Origin of the sequence: Kitasatospora sp. NPDC101801, assembly GCF_044766665.1 — a bacterium.
Classification (GTDB): Bacteria; Actinomycetota; Actinomycetes; order Streptomycetales; family Streptomycetaceae; genus Kitasatospora.
Genome location: NZ_JBIWML010000014.1, coordinates 127,350 through 144,744 on the forward strand (window position 1 = coordinate 127,350; position 17,395 = coordinate 144,744).

At 71.6% G+C, this 17,395-nt stretch carries 14 protein-coding genes, 1 rRNA gene and 1 riboswitch; of the genes, 2 read left to right on the forward strand and 13 right to left on the reverse strand.

Annotated elements, in window-relative coordinates:
• Positions 1-55 precede the first annotated feature (55 nt).
• Complete coding sequence (gene gcvP, locus ACIRPK_RS18530) at positions 56-2,926, reverse strand: aminomethyl-transferring glycine dehydrogenase (RefSeq protein WP_403039920.1); 2,871 nt, start codon at positions 2,924-2,926, stop codon at positions 56-58.
• A 238-nt stretch (positions 2,927-3,164) separates the two neighbouring features.
• A riboswitch (glycine riboswitch) is annotated at positions 3,165-3,269 on the reverse strand.
• 194 nt (positions 3,270-3,463) lie between these two features.
• Here gcvP and ACIRPK_RS18535 point away from each other — a divergent pair.
• Together ACIRPK_RS18535 and ACIRPK_RS18540 are read left to right on the forward strand one after the other, a co-directional pair.
• Positions 3,464-4,471, forward strand: coding sequence for a PRC and DUF2382 domain-containing protein (locus ACIRPK_RS18535; RefSeq protein WP_403039923.1), 1,008 nt, complete (start codon positions 3,464-3,466; stop codon positions 4,469-4,471).
• A 136-nt stretch (positions 4,472-4,607) separates the two neighbouring features.
• Positions 4,608-6,047, forward strand: coding sequence for an MFS transporter (locus ACIRPK_RS18540; protein WP_403039926.1), 1,440 nt, complete (start codon positions 4,608-4,610; stop codon positions 6,045-6,047).
• 143 nt (positions 6,048-6,190) lie between these two features.
• Here ACIRPK_RS18540 and ACIRPK_RS18545 read toward each other — a convergent pair whose 3' ends face one another.
• The 12 genes from ACIRPK_RS18545 to rrf form a co-directional block, all read right to left on the reverse strand.
• Positions 6,191-7,594: a DNA polymerase IV gene (locus ACIRPK_RS18545; RefSeq protein ID WP_403039929.1), complete on the reverse strand. Its 1,404-nt coding sequence runs from the start codon at positions 7,592-7,594 to the stop codon at positions 6,191-6,193.
• An 84-nt stretch (positions 7,595-7,678) separates the two neighbouring features.
• A complete protein-coding gene (locus ACIRPK_RS18550) occupies positions 7,679-8,332 on the reverse strand; it encodes a vancomycin high temperature exclusion protein (RefSeq protein ID WP_403039932.1) in 654 nt (217 codons plus the stop codon).
• A 43-nt stretch (positions 8,333-8,375) separates the two neighbouring features.
• Complete coding sequence (locus ACIRPK_RS18555; RefSeq protein ID WP_403039935.1) at positions 8,376-9,053, reverse strand: MerR family transcriptional regulator; 678 nt, start codon at positions 9,051-9,053, stop codon at positions 8,376-8,378.
• A 230-nt stretch (positions 9,054-9,283) separates the two neighbouring features.
• Positions 9,284-9,754: a bifunctional nuclease family protein gene (locus ACIRPK_RS18560; RefSeq protein WP_403039938.1), complete on the reverse strand. Its 471-nt coding sequence runs from the start codon at positions 9,752-9,754 to the stop codon at positions 9,284-9,286.
• 52 nt (positions 9,755-9,806) lie between these two features.
• The gene (locus ACIRPK_RS18565) at positions 9,807-10,496 is read right to left on the reverse strand and encodes a MerR family transcriptional regulator (RefSeq protein ID WP_403039956.1); all 690 of its coding nucleotides are present in this window, start codon (positions 10,494-10,496) and stop codon (positions 9,807-9,809) included.
• Between the two features lie 110 nt (positions 10,497-10,606).
• Entirely contained in the window at positions 10,607-11,482 is an 876-nt protein-coding gene (locus tag ACIRPK_RS18570) for an FHA domain-containing protein (protein WP_403039941.1), read from the reverse strand.
• Positions 11,483-11,663: 181 nt separating this feature from the next.
• Positions 11,664-12,524 (reverse strand): DUF881 domain-containing protein, encoded by an 861-nt coding sequence (locus ACIRPK_RS18575; RefSeq protein WP_403039944.1) that lies wholly within the window; start codon positions 12,522-12,524, stop codon positions 11,664-11,666.
• A gap of 9 nt (positions 12,525-12,533) precedes the next feature.
• The gene (locus tag ACIRPK_RS18580; RefSeq protein WP_057236160.1) at positions 12,534-12,866 is read right to left on the reverse strand and encodes a small basic family protein; all 333 of its coding nucleotides are present in this window, start codon (positions 12,864-12,866) and stop codon (positions 12,534-12,536) included.
• On the reverse strand, positions 12,863-13,762 hold the full coding sequence (locus tag ACIRPK_RS18585) for a DUF881 domain-containing protein (RefSeq protein WP_403039948.1): 900 nt from the start codon (positions 13,760-13,762) through the stop codon (positions 12,863-12,865). The genes ACIRPK_RS18580 and ACIRPK_RS18585 overlap by 4 nt, the downstream gene beginning before the upstream one ends.
• 144 nt (positions 13,763-13,906) lie before the next feature.
• Positions 13,907-16,402: a sugar phosphate nucleotidyltransferase gene (locus ACIRPK_RS18590; RefSeq protein ID WP_403039951.1), complete on the reverse strand. Its 2,496-nt coding sequence runs from the start codon at positions 16,400-16,402 to the stop codon at positions 13,907-13,909.
• 197 nt (positions 16,403-16,599) lie between these two features.
• Positions 16,600-17,211, reverse strand: a complete 612-nt coding sequence (locus ACIRPK_RS18595; RefSeq protein WP_403039953.1) for a CDP-alcohol phosphatidyltransferase family protein — start codon at positions 17,209-17,211, stop codon at positions 16,600-16,602.
• Between the two features lie 98 nt (positions 17,212-17,309).
• Positions 17,310-17,395 (reverse strand): 5S ribosomal RNA (rrf, locus tag ACIRPK_RS18600); the annotation flags it as partial.

Here is a 17,395-nt window from a genome sequence, read left to right on the forward strand (position 1 = left end):
CCGAACGACGGGTGCCCCCGGCGGAGTGACTCCACCGGGGGCGCCGATCAGCGGCTCAGGAGCCGTACTCGTCCAGCGGCGGGCAGGAGCAGACCAGGTTGCGGTCGCCGTACGCGCCGTCGATCCGGCTCACCGGCGGCCAGTACTTGTCCGCCGGGTTCACGCCGGCCGGGAAGACCGCCTCCTGGCGCGAGTAGCCGTGCGTCCACTCACCGGCCATCGTGGCGGCGGTGTGCGGGGCGTTGCGCAGCGGGTTGTCGTCCGCCGCCCACTCGCCGCGGCCGACCTTCTCGATCTCGGCCCGGATCTCGATCATGGTCTCGCAGAACCGGTCGATCTCGCCCAGGTCCTCGGACTCGGTCGGCTCGATCATCAGCGTGCCGGCCACCGGGAAGGACATGGTCGGGGCGTGGAAGCCGTAGTCGATCAGGCGCTTGGCGATGTCGTCCACGGTCACCCCCGTCTCCTTGGTGAGCGGGCGCAGGTCGATGATGCACTCGTGCGCGACCAGACCGCCGGGGCCGGTGTAGAGCACCGGGTAGTGCGGGGCGAGCCGCTTGGCGATGTAGTTGGCGTTCAGCACCGCGACCTGGGTGGCGCGCTTGAGACCCTCGCCGCCCATCAGCCGGACGTACGCCCAGGAGATCGGCAGGATCGCGGCCGAGCCCCACGGGGCGGCCGAGATCGGGCCGACACCGGTGGCCGGGCCGGCCTCCGGCTGCAGCGGGTGGTTCGGCAGGTACGGCGCCAGGTGCGAGCGCACCGCGACCGGGCCGACGCCCGGGCCGCCGCCGCCGTGCGGGATGCAGAAGGTCTTGTGCAGGTTGAGGTGCGAGACGTCCGCGCCGAACTTGCCCGGCTTGGCCAGGCCGACCAGGGCGTTCAGGTTGGCGCCGTCCACGTACACCTGGCCGCCGGCCTCGTGCACGGCCGCGCAGATTTCGGTGATCTGGGTCTCGAACACGCCGTGGGTGGACGGGTAGGTGACCATCAGCACGGCGAGCTGCTCGCGGTGCTGCTCGATCTTGGCCTGCAGGTCCTCGACGTCCACGTCGCCGTCGGTCAGGGTCTTCACCACGACCACCCGCATGCCGGCCATCACGGCGGAGGCCGCGTTGGTGCCGTGCGCGGAGGCCGGGATCAGGCAGACGTCGCGCTGGGTGTCGCCGTTGGCGCGGTGGTAGGCGCGGACCGCGAGCAGACCGGCCAGCTCGCCCTGCGAACCGGCGTTCGGCTGGATGGAGACCGCGTCGTAGCCGGTCACCTCGACCAGCTGCTGCTCCAGCTGCCGGATCAGGGTCAGGAAGCCCTCGGCCTGGTCCACCGGGGCGAACGGGTGCAGCTGGCCGAACTCGGGCCAGGTCACCGGCTCCATCTCGGTGGTCGCGTTGAGCTTCATGGTGCAGGAGCCCAGCGGGATCATGCCCCGGTCCAGCGCGTAGTCCCGGTCCGAGAGGCGGCGCAGGTAGCGCAGCATCGCGGTCTCCGAGCGGTGGCTGTGGAAGACCGGGTGGGTCAGGTACTCGTCCTGGCGCAGCAGGCCGGCGGGCAGCGCGTCGGCGGCCTCGGCGACCTCGGCGGTGACGCCGAAGGCGGCCCAGACGGCGGCCAGGTGCTCGCGGGTGGTGGTCTCGTCGCAGGAAATCGAGACCAGGTCCTCGGACGCCCGGAAGACGTTCACGCCGTTCTCGCGGGCGGCGGCGACCACCTCGGCGGCCCGGCCCGGCACCTTGGCGGTGACGGTGTCAAAGAACTGACCGGTGGTCAGCTCGACGCCGCCCGCGCGCAGGCCCTCGGCCAGCGCGGCGGCGTAGCGGTGGGTCCGGCGGGCGATGTCGGCCAGGCCGTCGGGGCCGTGGTAGACCGCGTACATCGAAGCCATCACGGCCAGCAGCACCTGGGCGGTGCAGATGTTGGAGGTGGCCTTCTCGCGGCGGATGTGCTGCTCGCGGGTCTGCAGCGCCAGGCGGTAGGCGCGGTTGCCGTCGGCGTCCACCGAGACGCCGACCAGGCGGCCGGGCAGGCTGCGGGCGTACGCGGCGCGGACCGCCAGGTAGCCGGCGTGCGGGCCGCCGAAGCCCATCGGGACACCGAAGCGCTGCGAGGTGCCGCAGGCGATGTCGGCGCCGAGCGAGCCCGGCGACTTCAGCAGGGTGAGCGCCAGCAGGTCGGCGGCCACCGCGACGATCGCGCCCAGGCCGTGCGCCTGCTCGATCACCGGGGCCAGGTCGCGGACCGCGCCGGAGGCACCGGGGTACTGGAGCAGCACACCGAAGACGCCGCGCTCGGCCAGCTCGGCCGGGATGCCCTCGGACAGGTCGGCGACGACCACCTCGACCCCGGTCGGCTCGGCCCGGGTCTGGATCACCGCGACGGTCTGCGGCAGGGTGTCGGCGTCGACCAGGAAGATCCCGCCCTTGACCTTGCCGACCCGGCGGGCCAGCGCCATCGCCTCGGCGGCGGCGGTGCCCTCGTCCAGCAGCGAGGAGCCGGAGGTGTCCAGGCCGGTCAGGTCGGCGACCACGGTCTGGAAGTTGATCAGGGCCTCCAGCCGGCCCTGCGAGATCTCCGGCTGGTACGGCGTGTACGCGGTGTACCAGGCCGGGCTCTCCAGCACGTTGCGCAGGATCACCGGCGGGGTGAAGGTGCCGTAGTAGCCCAGGCCGATCATCGGCTGGAGCACCTGGTTGCGGTCCGCCAGCTCGCGCAGCTCGGCGAGCACCTGGGCCTCGCTGCGGCCGGCCGGCAGGCCCAGCGCGGTCAGGCTCTTGATCGCGTCCGGGACGGCGGCGGCGGACAGCTCGTCCAGCGAGCCGTACCCGACCTGCGCCAGCATCTTCTCCTGGGCGGCGACGTCGGGGCCGATGTGACGGTTCTCGAAGGGGCTTGACTGCTCAAGCTCGGTGAGGGTCGGCTGGGCATTCATGGGGTCGAGGCCTCCTGGTCACGGACCGGCGGGGGCACGCACGCCGGACGGCAACACCACTGTGGGACAGCGGAGCCGGGGACGAACGAGCCCGTCAGGCCTCCCCCTCTGTCATCGGTACCTGAGAGCTTCGCCCGCACGCGGCGGCCGCAGGGCCGCCCCGTCGGCTTGCACCGTCGGTGAGGGTGGGGGCCGTCGGCTCCCTCGCCGTCGGTCCTGCCCTGCTTTCCAGAGTGACCTACCCCGCACGGTACGGATGCCTGAGAGATTCCGGGGAGGGTTTGCTCCTTCGGCGTCCCCATGACACCGCTGGGCGGTGCGGGGACTCTCCCGAGCGGGCTCGGCAGTCGCGGCCCAGGGTACCAGCGACACGCCGGTTGATCACGGGTGCCCCGGTCCGGCGGACTGCCCCGGACGGGTGCACCCGGCTCGCCAGCGTACGTTTGATGGCTTTTCGTGTGAAGTGCGGCCGTCCAGCTCCTTCGGCCGCCCCCTGACGACCTGTCGACGGGGCATTCGTACCTGCTGGAGGACAGCGTGCAGACCGACATCGACCCGCGAGACCTGATCGGCCACAAGGCGGTCGACCGGAACGGCGACAAGATCGGCACGGTCGACGAGGTCTACCTGGACGACGCGACCGGCGAGCCGGAGTGGGCCGCCGTCCGTACCGGGATCTTCGGCCGGGACGCCTTCGTCCCGCTGACCACCAGCGAGTTCTCCGGGGAGGAGCTCAAGGTGCCGTACGACAAGTCGCTGATCAAGGACTCCCCCGACTTCGGGGTCGGCCAGCACCTCTCCCCGGCCCAGGAGCTCCAGCTCTACCGCTACTACGGCCTGGACGCGGGCGGTGCCGCTCCGCCGGCCGCGGTCGGCAACGGGTCGGGGACCGCCAAGGACCTCGACTTCGGCACCCTCAGCAAGGAAACCAGCATGAACGCTTCACCCGCCGCCCCGACCGTGGCGGCCGCCCCGATGGCCTTCACCACCAGCCCGGAGGCCCCGGCTGCCAAGCAGCACGCCGATCCGGTCCTCACCCCGCCGCCCGCCACCGCCGGCGCCCCCTCCCCCGCCCCGACCACGGTCGGCAACGCGCCGGCCGGCCCGGTGGAGATCACCTGCCGCGAGGAGCGGCTGGACGTCACCACCGAGTGGCACGTGCTGGGCACCGCGAAGCTGCGCAAGTACGTCACCACCGAGGCGGTCGAGCGCAAGGTGCCGGTGGTGAAGGAGCGGGTCCGGGTGGAGCGGGTGCCGGTCACCGAGGCCGAGCGGGCCGCGCTCAGCGAGCAGGAGATCGCCGAGGCGGTCGAGGAGGTGACGCTCCGGGAGGAGCGTCCCGTGGTGCGCAAGTACCTGGCCCCGGTCGAGCGGGTCCGCCTGGTGGTCGAGCGGTTCACCGAGGAGGCGCTGATCCGCGAGGAGCTGCGCCGCGAACAGGTGGAGATCCACGACAGCACCACCACCCCCGCGCCCGCGCCGGCACCCGCGCCGACCACCGCCAACTCCGGCCAGCTGCGCCCGGAACCGCTCCGGCCGTCCTGACGCCCCGCCACTTTGCCAAAGCTTCACCAAGCAATATTTGACACAGTGAAGTATCTGACGGCATCTTTACTTCAGTTCATTGACTTTCTCCCACCTGAAGCTCTCCGCCAGGGTGGCCCGAACTGGAGGAAAATCCGTGAGGCCGAGCAGCGCGCGCGTGCTCCCCGCCCTGGTGTTGGCGATGCTGGCGTTCAGCGTGGTGCAGACCGCGGTCGTCCCGATCCTGCCTTCGCTGGCCAAGGAACTGGACGTCTCCGGTTCGAACATCACCTGGCTGATGACGGCGAACCTGCTGTCCGCCGCCGTACTGACCCCGCTGCTCGGCCGCTTCGGTGACCTGCGCGGCCGCAAGCCGATGCTGCTGGTCTCGCTCGGCGGCCTGGTCGCCGGGTCCGCGCTGGCGGTCGGCACCCACTCGTTCACCTGGCTGGTGGTCGCCCGCGTCCTGCAGGGCGCGGGCGGCGGGGTGCTCCCGCTGGCGATCAGCATCGTCCGGGACGAGCTCCCCAAGGAGAAGGTCACCGGCGGCGTCGCCCTGATCAGCGCCTCGATGGGCGTCGGCAGCGGCCTCGGACTGGTCGCCACCGGTCTGCTGCTGGAGCACTGGAACTACAAGTCGATCTTCTGGATGGGCCTGGCCTTCGGCCTGCTGGCCGTCGTGCTGGTGATCTTCCGGGTCCCGACCGACCCGGTGACCGACAAGAACGGCGGCGCCGACCCGCTCGGCGCGCTCACCCTGGCCGGCTGGCTCTGCGCCCTGCTGGTCGCGGTCAGCCAGGGCAACACCTGGGGCTGGACCTCCACCCGCACCCTCGGCCTGTTCGCCGTCGCCGCGGTGGTCGCCCTGATCTGGGGCCTCATCGAGGTCCGGGTCGCCCACCCGCTGGTCGACATGAAGATGATGGCCCGTCCGGCCGTCGCCTTCACCAACCTCTCCGGGCTGCTGATCGGCTTCGGCATGTACGGCTCGTTCATGGTGATCAGCAACTTCGCGCAGACCCCCGAGAAGGTCGCGCACTACGGCTTCACCGCCAGCGTGCTGCACGCCGGTGTGATGCTGCTGCCCTCCGCCATCGGCTCGATGGTCGCCGCCCCGGGCGGCGCGCTGCTGATCGCCCGTCGCGGCCCCCGGCTCCCGCTGGTGCTCGGCGGCCTGCTGGGCGCCGTCGGCCTGATGTACCTGGCGGTCCGGCACGGGGCCGAGGGTGACATCTACCTCGCCTCCGCCGTCTTCGGTCTCGGCGTCGGCCTGGCCTACGCCGCGATGCCCGCCTACATCAACGGCGCCGTCCCGGTCGAGCAGTCCGGCATCGCCAACGGCATGAACGCCGTGCTGCGCACCGTCGGCGGCGCCATCGGCACCGCCGTGATGGGCGCCATCCTGACCGGCGACCTGATCCCGCACCTGCCGATCCCGCTGCCCACCCTGGACGCCTACCAGCACGCCTTCTGGGTGGCCGGCGCGATGTGCCTGGTGGCGGCCGTGGTGCCGTTCGCGATCCGCACCGTCAAGACCACGCCCGCCCCGGTCGAGGCTGCCGCCTCCGCCCCGGAGCTGGTGAAGACCGACGCCTGACGGCGTCGACCGCGCGCTCAGGGACGGGTCGCGCGGTCACCGGGCCCACGGCGGTACGTGAGGGCATCACGACCGCACCCGGGGCCCGGCCGGATGAACGGCCCCCGCACCGCTGGACACGGTGCGGGGGCCGCTCCCGTCCCTCAGCCGTCCCCGGACGCCTCCTCGGGCAGCACCATCCCCGGCCGGAGCGGCTGCGGGCGGGACGGCGTCAGCTCCGGGTCCTCCACCGCGAAGGTACGGACCCGGCCGATCTCGCTCTGCGGGGTCTCGAACCGCACCGTCACCCGGCCCACCCCGCTGCCCTGCACCCAGCCCGGGCCGAGCTGAGCGTGCGTCACGTCCTGCCCCGGCCGCCAGTGCCTGGTCTCCTCCACCATCGGCGCCGGCTCGGCCCTGACCTCCTCCAGCACCTCCGGCGCGGCGGCCCGCTCCGCCCGCTCGGCCTGCTCCGCCTGCGCGAACAGGTCCTCCTGGGTGAAGTCCGCCAGCTGCGACACCCCCACCCCGAGCAGCCGCACGCCCCCGGTGATGTCCACCTGGAGGGCCAGCCGGCGGGCCGTCTCGGCGATCACCGTCTCGTCGTCGGTGGGCGCCCGCAGCGTCTCGGAGCGGGTCAGGGTGGAGAAGTCGAAGCGCCGCACCTTGAGCACCACCGTCCGCCCCGAGCGGCCGCTGGCGTGCAGGCGGCGGATGCACCGGGCCGCCAGGACGTCGATCTCCGCCAGCACCCGCCCCCGGTCCAGCAGGTCCACCTCGAAGGTGTCCTCGACCGAGACGGACTTGGCGTCCCGGTCCGCCACCACCGGGCGGTCGTCCTGGCCGGTGGACATCTGGAACACACCGAGGCCGTGCGAGCGCCCGAGCAGCTGGACCAGCTCCGCCTCACCCGCCGCGGCCAGGTCCGCGACCTTCTCCAGGCCGACCCGGCGCAGCACCTGCTCGGTGGCCGGGCCGATCCCGGGCAGCGCCCGGACCGGCATGGTGGCCAGCACCGCCCGCTCCTGCCCGGCCTCCACCAGCACCAGGCCGTCCGGCTTGGCCTGCTCGGAGGCGATCTTCGCCATCAGCTTGGAGCTGGCCAGGCCGACCGAGGCGGTCAGGCCCGTCCGCTCGGTGATGTCCGCCCGCAGGTCGGCCGCGATCGCCACGATCAGCTCCGGTGCGGCCACCGGCCCGGCCTCGGCCAGCAGCTCGCCGTGCGGGCCGGCCTCCAGGTCGACGAAGGCCTCGTCCAGGCTGAGCGGCTCGACCAGCGGGGAGAGCTCCCGCAGCAGCCCCATCACCAGCTCGCTGACCTGCCGGTAGGCCTCGAACCGGCCGGTCAGGAAGGCCGCGTTGGGGCAGAGCCGCCGGGCCTGGGCCATCGGCATCGCCGAGTGCACGCCGAACTTCCGGGCCTCGTACGAGGCGGTGGACACCACGCCCCGGCCGCCGAGGCCGCCGACGATCACCGGCTTGCCGCGCAGGCTCGGCTTGGCCGCCTGCTCCACCGCCGCGAAGAAGGCGTCCATGTCGAGGTGGAGGATGCTCGGCACTGACCGCACGGCTCGATCATCCCGCAGGGGTACGACAGTTTCCGGACGACCCGGTGCGGCCGTGTCAGGTCCCGGCCGGCCGGATCGCGGTCGTCAGCGCGCGGCGTCCGCCAGCGCCCGGCCCAGGCCGTGCTCCTTCTCGCCCAGGAAAACCGGGTCCGGCTCGAACAGCGCGTCCAGCGCCGCCTTGCCCGCCCCCGGGATCTCCCGCAGCCCGCCGTAGTACCAGGTGCGGTCGGTGGCCTCCTCCACCCCGACCGCGTACGCGTCGATGCCCGCCGCCTGACAGAGTGCCAGCGCCCGCCGGACGTGGAAGGTCTGACTGATCAGCACCGCCCGCTCCACCCCGAAGATCTTCTGCGCCCGGGTGCAGGAGTCCCAGGTGTCGAAACCGGCGTAGTCCTCCACCACCCGCACCGCGGGCACCCCGTGCTCGACCAGGTAGTCCCGCATCGCGTCGGTCTCGTCGTACTCGGTCCGGCTGTTGTCGCCGGTCACCAGCACGGCCTGTACCCGGTGGTCCTGGAAGAGCGTCACCGCCGCGTCCAGCCGGTGCGCCAGGTAGGGCGAGGGCCTGCCGTCGAACAGCCCGGCCCCGAACACCACCGCCACCGGCGCCGCGGGCGCCTGCGCCACCGTGCCGATCCGGTCGCCCGCCCCGAGCCAGAGCCAGGTCATCGGCGCCAGCGCCACCGCGCTCGCCGCCACCACCGCCTGGAACAGCCGCCGCTGCACCGCCCGCCGCATCGTGCCTCCCCTTGATCGTCCGTCCGGGGAGAGCGACGTGCGGTCAGCCCGCGCGGTTGCGCCGTTGGGCCAGTTCGTCGGCCGGGCCCTGGCCGGCCAGGGTCTCACCGGTGTCGGTGCGCTCGGCGTGCAGCCGGCTCAGGGTCGTCTCCAGCTCCCGCCAAACCGCGCCCACGGCGATGCCGAAGACCCCCTGACCGCCCTTCAGCAGATCGACCACCTGCTGCGGGGAGGTGCACTCGTACACGGTGGCGCCGTCGGACATCAGGGTCAGCCCGGTCAGGTCCTCGGACTCGGTGCCGCGCAGGTGGCCGACCGCCACCCGGATGTTCTGCAGCGACACCCCGGTGTCCAGCAGTCTCTTCACGATCTTCAGCAGCAGGATGTCGCGGAAGCTGTACAGCCGTTGCGAGCTGGCCGGGTAGGCCGTCCGCACGCTCGGCTCCAGCAGGCCCGTCCGGGCCCAGTAGTCCAGCTGGCGGTAGGTGATGCCGGCCGCCGCGCAGGCCGTCGGGCCCCGGTAGCCGATCAGTGCCGAGGTCGGCGCGAGCCGTTCGATCGCGGGCTGGCCCGCCTGCACCGCGGGGAACCGGCTGACCCTCGGCAGCCCCGGCTCGCCGCCGGCACCCTCCCGAGCACGCTCCAACACACTGCGCGCGGAGCGCGGAACGTGCACGGAGCACTGGCCTCCGATGGCTGCTTCGTCGCCCGTGCCGCTCATGCCTGCCTCCGTCCGCTCGTCCTGATGCCCCGTCGGCCCCCGGAAGGCGTAACCGACCGGAGCCACTCCTGACGGTAAGCAGTCGCCCCGGACCCGTCAACGATCGCCACGCCGGGCGCCGGTGACAATGTCACCCGGCCGAGTGGTTTTTCGTGCCCTCAGTGTGGGTATGCGAACGCCCTTTGGCAAAACACGACTTGCGAGGGACGGCGTGGCGGACTACAGCCGGACTACTGCTGGCCGCCGAAGTCCTCCGGCGAGATCTGGTCCAGGAACTCGCGGAACTTCTCCACTTCGTCCTCCTGCTCGTCCGGGATCGCGATGCCCGCCTCGGCGAGCACCTCCTCGGCCCCGAAGATCGGCGCACCGGTGCGCAGCGCCAGCGCTATCGCGTCGGACGGCCTGGCACTGACCTCGACCCCGCCGGAGAAGACCAGTTCGGCGTAGAAGACCCCGTCCCGGAGGTTGCTGATCCGCACCTCGGTGAGCTGCTGGCCGAGCGCCTCCAGCACGTCCTTGAACAGGTCGTGGGTCAGCGGCCGCACCGGCGTCATGCCCTGCTGGGCGAACGCGATGGCCGTCGCCTCACCGGGACCGATCCAGATCGGCAGGTACCGATCGCCCCCTACCTCCCGAAGCAGCACGATCGGCTGATTGGAAGGCATCTCCACCCTGACACCCACGACGTCGAGCTCGTTCACATCGCAACCCTATGACCCCTGCCCCGGATATGAAAGCGCAGCCGGTCAGGCACTACGTCCGCGAACGCAGTCCGGCCTGCACCATGGCCGCGTGCAGCCGCACCGAGAGCGTCGCCAGTTCGCGCGCGGTGGCCTCGGCGTGGGCCCGGGTCTGCGGGTTGCGGTGCCGCCGCAGCGGGGCCACCACCTGGTCGATCAGGGCCACCTCGCGCTCCGCGCCGGCCTTCACCGCCCGCAGGTGCCGGGGCTCCAGGCCGAACCGGCCCAGCTCCGCGACCAACCGGGCGACCTGCAGCGCCTCGCCGTCGTACCCGCCGTCCGAACCGGCCGAGATCAGTCCGTACGACTCCCACTCGACCAGCTCGGCCTCACCGGCCTCGGCGGCCGCCAGCAGCTCGGAGCGGCCCAGCCGCACACCGCCGCCCGGGTGGGCCACCAGCTCGCGGTCCGCCTCCTCCAGCGGCCCGGGGCGGTTGTCGGGCGCGGGCAGCGCCGGTGGCGCCTCGCCGCGCTCGATCGCGTCCAGATGCTCGCGGATCACCCGCAGCGGCAGGTAGTGGTCCCGCTGCATCCGCAGCACGTACGCCAGCCGGTCCAGGTCCGCGGAGCTGAACTTGCGGTAGCCCGAGGGGGTCCGCTGCGGTTCCACCAGGCCCTCCGCCTCCAGGAAGCGGATCTTCGAGATGGTGACCTCGGGGAAGTCGTCCCGGAGGAACGTCAGCACCGCACCGATGCTGAGCAGTTCGTCACCACGGCGCCGTAGCTCGCCCGCCCGGCGCGAACCGGGGACGGGCGAGAGCTCGGCGGTGCTGGGGGTGTGCGCGGTCACTCGGGCTCCTGCCGACGTTGGGTTCAGTACCCCCGCTGGTGGCTGGCGAAGAAGACCAGCCGGTACTTGCCGATCTGCACCTCGTCGCCGTTGTTGAGCTGCACCTCGTCGATCCGCTCGCGGTTGACGTAGGTGCCGTTCAGGCTGCCCACGTCGGCCACCGAGAAGCCGCCCGGACGGCGCCGGAACTCCACGTGCCGGCGGGAGACCGTGACGTCGTCCAGGAAGATGTCACCCTCGGGGTGGCGCCCGGCCGTGGTCACGTCCGCGTCCAGCAGGAAGCGGCTGCCCGAGTTCGGGCCGCGCTGCACGATCAGCAGGGCCGAGCCCGGCGGCAGCGCGTCGATCGCCGACAGCACCTCGGCCGACAGCGCCGGAGTGGTGCCGGTGCCGGTGGTGGTGTTCGGGTCGTACGACTCGAGGCCGGAGATCGAGATGGTCGAGGTGGTCTCGGCCGCGCCCTCGGGCAGCTGCCCGCCGCGCAGCGCGGTACCGCAGTTGGAACAGAAGCGTGCCGTGGCCGGGTTCGGGTTCCCGCACCGGAGGCACGGAGTCGGACCACCGGCCATCTGCGCTGCCTCCTGGTGCGGCACACCCGGCAGGGTGTGATCGGCATAGGGGTTCTCCTGGGCGAACCCTCCACCGGAGGTTGAGGGTCCCGACTGGAAACCTATGCGCGGAGCCCCGGAAGCATCGACCGACGCGCCGTAGCCGGCCGAATTCGCCGGAGCCTGACCGCCCTCGCGGTACAGGGGACGCTCGGCGTACTGCGCCTGCTCGGGCGCGGGCCGCATCCCCGGCACGGCCGACTCGTCCGCACGGCGGTGCCGCGCGGTCGGCTCCTCGACCGCCGCGGGGCGACGGTTGGCACGGCCGAACAGCTTCGAGAACAGACTCACGGGCGAATCCCCTTGCGTGTGACAGACCCGCCCGCGGGGCAGGGTGTGAGGCTCGGACAGGCGGTCGGCCGGGCTGGCGGCCGTGATCGGGCGAGCGTGACGTCCCAGTGTCTCCGATGCCGGGGCGCCCACCCGCACCGGGGGCGGTCGAAACCTGACGGACCGTACGGAAGTCGGGCCGTCACTTCGCCGCCGGCTTGGCGTGCTGAGGGACCGTCGGAGCGGCCAGGGCGTCCACGACGACCTTCTGCTCCTGGGTGATGGTGGCACGTGCCTGCTGCTTCTCCAGGCTGCGCACCACGCCGCCGGGGATGTTCAGCGCGGGTGTCAGGTCCTGCGGATTCCCCACCACGGTGAAGCGGAACGGCGCCGAGACATTCCTGCCGTCGACCTGCACGCTCGCGTCCGTGTCGGTGAAGTAGGTGCCTGCCACCACTCGCACGTCGTTGATCTGAATCGCCTCCGCCCCCGCGGCTCGGAGTTCCTGCAGGGTGTCCAGCAGCATATCCGCCTTCACCTGCCGTTGGGGATCATCGATCGTCAGCACGATCCCCGGGCCGGTGGCCCGGACCGTACCGGCCAGCACCCCGAGCTCCGTCGCCTTCTTCCTGGTCTGCTCCTGGGCCTCCTTGGCCTGGTTGGAGCTGTTCTCCAACTGCGCCAGGGACTGTTCCAGTTGCGTCTTCTCCTGGAGGAGACGCTGCTGACGGCTGTCCAGTTCGTCGAGGATCCGGACCAGGTCCTCCTGCCGCGCCCCGCGCAGCTGGTTGTGGTCGTTGGTCGACCGCACCTGCACCGCCAGCGCGAAGCCGAGCACCAGCAGCAGCGCCGCCACCACCACCTGCCCCCGGGAGAACCGGGGCGGCCAGAGCGCGACACCCAGCCGCCGACGCGGGTCGGTCTCCGGCTGCTCGCTCACGGGCGCCGCCGGCTCGGGCTGCTCGACCCGGTCGGGCTGCTCGGCCTCGGCGGCCGACTCGGGCCGCTCGGGCTCCGGGACCGGCTCCGGCCGCTGCTCCTCGGGCTGTTCTTCCGCTGCCACCGCTCCTCCTCAGGCCCGGAACACGTGCCGGCGGATGGCCGCCGCGTTGGAGAAGATCCGGATGCCGAGCACCACCACCACGCCGGTGGACAGCTGCGAGCCGACGCCCAGCTGGTCACCCAGGTAGACGATCAGCGCGGCGACCACCACGTTGGAGAGGAACGAGACCACGAACACCTTGTCGTCGAAGATGCCGTCCAGCATCGCCCGGACACCACCGAAGACCGCGTCCAGCGCCGCCACCACCGCGATCGGCAGGTACGGCACCACGGCGTCCGGCACCTCGGGCTGGACGATCAGACCGACGACCACGCCGATCACGAGACCCAGAACGGCAATCACGGTGTAGCTGCTCCTGAGGTGTCGGGCTGCGCGTACCGCAGCGTGATGCCGAGCGCGCCCGGCACGGTCAGCTTCTTCTGGACGGTGAGGGTGGACTTGATGCCGTACCCGTCCTGGATCAGCTTGAGGTAGCGCCCCGCCTCGCCGTCCTGGAAGGTCTGGGCGAACTTCGCGCCGTCGCCGATCGCCAGCACGGTGTACGGCGGCACCAGCGGCCGGTTGTCCACCAGCACCGCGTCACCGGCCGCCCGGATCGCCGACAGCTCGGTCAGCCGCTGGCCGTTCACCGAGACCGCCTCGGCCCCGGACCGCCACAGGCCGTTGACGACCAGTTGGATGTCCCGGTCCTTCAGCCGCCCGGTGTTCGAGAAACCGTCCGCCTGCCGGGGGTCGGAGACCGAACCGCCCGCACCGGTGCCGGAGGCGTCCTCCAGCACCAGCTTCAGGCCCGGGCCGTCCACGGCCGCAGTGCCGGCCTGGCCCGCGAGCTGCGCCAGCGCGCCGTTGCCGTCGGCCTGCAGGGCCTGGCTCTGCGCCCGGTCGACCTTGCCGCGCAGGTCCTGGATCTGCTGCTGGAGGTGGTCGGTGCTGCCGTTGGCGTCCTTGACCCGCTGCACCAGGGCGTCGCGCTCCTTGGCCAGGGTCGGCGCCGCCTGGCGCGAGGTGACCGCACCGACCGTCACCACCGTGGTGGCGAGCGCCAGGCCGAGGGCGAGCACCGCCTTGCCCTTGAGCGCGGTCGGCATCCGGCGCGGGCCCTCGCCCGCCCGGGCCTTGGCCGCCTCGGCGTAGCCCTCGTCCAGCCCGTGGTCCATCACGCTGGTCAGCAGGGACATCGAGGCGTCCGGGCGGGAGTAGCGTCCGTCCCGGTCACTCGGCGTCGGCGATGCTGGCATGCGGAACATCGTCCCATGTCGCGGGGGACGGCCGTGCACACCCCCCGCCGTACACGCGCCGAATCACCACTCGATCGTGATCGACCGGTGCCGGGAACGCGATCGGGGCGGGCGGCCGCCGGCCACCCGCCCCGTTTCTCCGTACTACCGTCCGGCGCCGTCCACCACGGCCGCCCACTCGTCCAGCAGCGCCTGGGTCGCCTCGTCGTCCGGGCCCTCGGCCCACAGGTGGGTGACCGCCTCGGCCGGGTCCGGCAGGACCAGCGTCCACCGCCCGTCCGGCTCGACCACCCGGACACCGTCGGTGGTGTCCAGCCGCCGGCTGCCCGCCGCCTCGACCACCGAGCGCATCACCATGCCCTTGGCCGCCCACGGCGTCGCGATGTCCCGGCGCTGGATGTGCGCCTGCGGGATCCGGGCGTCGATCTGGCTGAGCGTCAGCTGCGTCCTGGCCACCAGGCCGACCAGCCGGACGAAGGCCGCCGCGCCGTCCAGCACACCGCTGAACTCCGGCACGATGAAACCGCCGCGCCCGTCGCCGCCGAACACCGTGCCCTCCGCCGAGGCGGCCTTGGCCAGGTCGTCCGGCGAGGTGCTGGTCCAGGTGACCTGGGTGCCGTGGTACGCCGCGACCTGCTCGGCGATCCGGGTGGTGGTCACCGGGAGCGCCACCTGCCCGCTCCGCCGCTCGGCCGCGACCAGGTCGAGCAGCACCAGCAGCGCCCGGTCGTCCCCGATCACCCGGCCGAGCTCGTCCACGAAGGAGACCCGCTCCCCGACCGGGTCGAACCGCACGCCGAATGCCGCCCGCGAGGAGGCCACCAGCTCGCCCAGCCTGGCCAGCCCGGCCCGCCGGGACTCGGCGTCCTCGGTCGGCCGCGACTCGTCCAGACCACCGCTGACGGTCAGCGCCTCGACCCCGAGCCGCCCGAGGATGCTCGGCAGCACCAGCCCGGCGCTGCCGTGCGCGGCGTCCACCACCACCTTCAGCCCGGCCTCCCGGACCCCGGTGGTGTCGACCGCCCGCAGCAGGTTTCCCGCGTACGAGTCGAAGACGCTGCCCGGGTGCGACAGGTCGCCGATCTCACCGGGGAACGCGCGCCGGTACTCCTGGCGGGCGTACACCCGGTCCAGCTTGCGCTGGCCGGCCTGCGAGAGGTCGGCGCCGCGCTCGTCGAAGAACAGGATGTCCAGCGAGTCCGGCACCCCGGGCGAGGTGCGCAGGAAGATCCCGCCCGCGCTGCCCCTGGCGGTGTGCTGACGCGCCACCGGCAGCGGCACGTTCTCCAGGTCGCGGACGTCGATCGCACTGGTCTGCAGCGCCGAGATCATCGCCCGCTTGAGCGCCCGGGCACCACGCGAGTGGTCACGCGCGATGGTGACGGTGGCACCCTTCTTCAGCGTGGTGGCGTACGCGCCGGCCAGCCGGACCGCGAGCTCGGGGGTGATCTCGACGTTCAGGATGCCGGAGACGCCGCGCACCCCGAACAGGTGCTCCTGGCCCCGCGACTCCCAGATCACCGAGGTGTTGACGAAGGCGCCGGCCTCGATGGTCTTGAACGGGTAGACCCGGACGTTGCCCGCGATGATCGACTCCTCGCCGATCAGGCACTCGTCACCGATCACCGCCCCGTCCTCGATCCGGGCGGCCCGCATCACGTCGGTGTTCTTGCCCACCACGCAGCCGCGCAGGTTGCTCTGCGGCCCGATGTAGACGTTGTCGTGGATCACCGCCTTGTGCAGGAAGGCGCCACGCTTGACGACCACGTTGCTGCCCAGCACGGTGTGCTCGCGCAGCTCCACCCCGGCCTCGACCTTGGCGTAGTCGCCGATGTACAGCGGCCCGCGCAGGATCGCCTCCGGGTCCACCTCCGCGCCCTCGGCGATCCAGACCCCCGGGGAGATCTCGAAGCCGTCCAGCTCGACGTCGACCTTGCCCTCCAGGACGTCGGCCTGCGCCTTGCCGTAACTCTCGTGGGTGCCCACGTCCTCCCAGTAGCCCTCGGCGACGTAGCCGAAGACCGGCTTGCCCTCCTTGAGCAACTGCGGGAACACGTCGCTCGACCAGTCCACCGACTCGCCGGCCGCGACGTAGTCGAAGACCTCCGGCTCCATCACGTAGATGCCGGTGTTCACGGTGTCCGAGAAGACCTGACCCCAGGTCGGCTTCTCCAGGAACCGCTCCACCCGACCCTCGTCGTCGGTGATGGTGATCCCGAACTCCAACGGGTTCGGCACCCGGGTCAGACAGACCGTCACCAGCGCACCCTTGCGCCGGTGGAACGCGATCAGGTCGGTGAGGTCGAAATCGGTCAGTGCGTCACCGGAGATCACCAGAAAGGAGTCGTCCCGGAGCGCATCCTCCGCGTTCTTCACGCTCCCTGCGGTGCCTAGTGGGGTCTCCTCGTTCGCATAGGTGAGGTGCATGCCCAACTCTTCGCCGTCGCCGAAGTAGTTCTTCACCAGCGAGGCGAGGAACTGCACGGTGACCACGGTGTCGGTGAGGCCGTGCCGCTTCAGCAGCCTCAGCACATGCTCCATGATCGGGCGGTTCGCCACCGGCAGCAGCGGTTTGGGCATGCTCGAGGTCATCGGGCGAAGGCGAGTTCCCTCGCCCCCTGCCATCACAACGGCTTTCATATCGGGTGCGTCCTCCTTCGCGGCTCTGGAATACCTCTGCACGAGGTTCCATCAAACCGTTCCGAAGGCATCTCTACCCGGTAACCCCCGGCCGACGCACCGATGGAGCGTGGGACTCGTCTCGTCCCACGCTCCATCAGGGGGTGCGTGCTGCGTGCTAAGGGCGCGCAAAGGGTGCCCTACGGGTACCGGCGGACTCAGCCGGCGGCTGCGGCGTCCGCCTTCACCAGTCGTCTGGCCTGCACCGCGTACAGGATGCCTGCCCACCAGTAGAGCACCGTTCCCCACCAGATGAAGGCCCAACTCACCACACCGGCCGTGTCGGCCAGCCAGCCCGTGCCGTCGCCCAGCAGCAGAAGCGGAAAGCCGTACATCAGATTGAAGGTCGCCGCCTTGCCGAGAAAACTCACCTGCAAGGGCCCGTACCGGTGCTTGCTCAGGATCGGCAACAACGCACCGATGAAAACCTCCCGCGCCAGCAGAATCGCGGTGACCCACCACGGAAGAATCCCCCGCCAGGTCAGCCCCACCAGCGTCGACAGCACGAACAGCCGGTCCGCCGCAGGATCCAGGATCTGACCGAGCCGGCTGATCTGACCCCACCGCCGGGCCAGCTTGCCGTCCAGGTAATCACTGATGCCGCTCAGCATCAGGATCGCGATCGCCCAACCGTCGTTGTTGGGCCCGTCGAACACCGGCCAGAGAATCAGCCACAGGAAGATCGGAACGCCCACCAACCGGCCCATGCTCAGCAGGTTGGGGATGGTGAGGACGCGGTCGGTCTGGACGCGCGTCTCCTGGACCTCCACTCGGGGGCCTCCCTGTACGGTACGTAAAACATTGCGGCACTGACCCTACAACAGAAAAGCCCCCCATCCGGTGAGGATGAGGGGCTTCCTGAATGATTGTTCGGCGGCGTCCTACTCTCCCACAGGGTCCCCCCTGCAGTACCATCGGCGCTATGAGGCTTAGCTTCCGGGTTCGGAATGTAAC

Coding starts and splice junctions, on each gene's coding strand:
- ACIRPK_RS18590 (WP_403039951.1), bottom strand. CDS start 16,402: ATGAAAGCCGTTGTGATGGCAGGGGGCGAGGGAACTCGCCTTCGCCCG.
- ACIRPK_RS18550 (WP_403039932.1), bottom strand. CDS start 8,332: ATGCGGCGGGCGGTGCAGCGGCGGCTGTTCCAGGCGGTGGTGGCGGCG.
- ACIRPK_RS18555 (WP_403039935.1), bottom strand. CDS start 9,053: ATGAGCGGCACGGGCGACGAAGCAGCCATCGGAGGCCAGTGCTCCGTG.
- ACIRPK_RS18585 (WP_403039948.1), bottom strand. CDS start 13,762: ATGCCAGCATCGCCGACGCCGAGTGACCGGGACGGACGCTACTCCCGC.
- gcvP (WP_403039920.1), bottom strand. CDS start 2,926: ATGAATGCCCAGCCGACCCTCACCGAGCTTGAGCAGTCAAGCCCCTTC.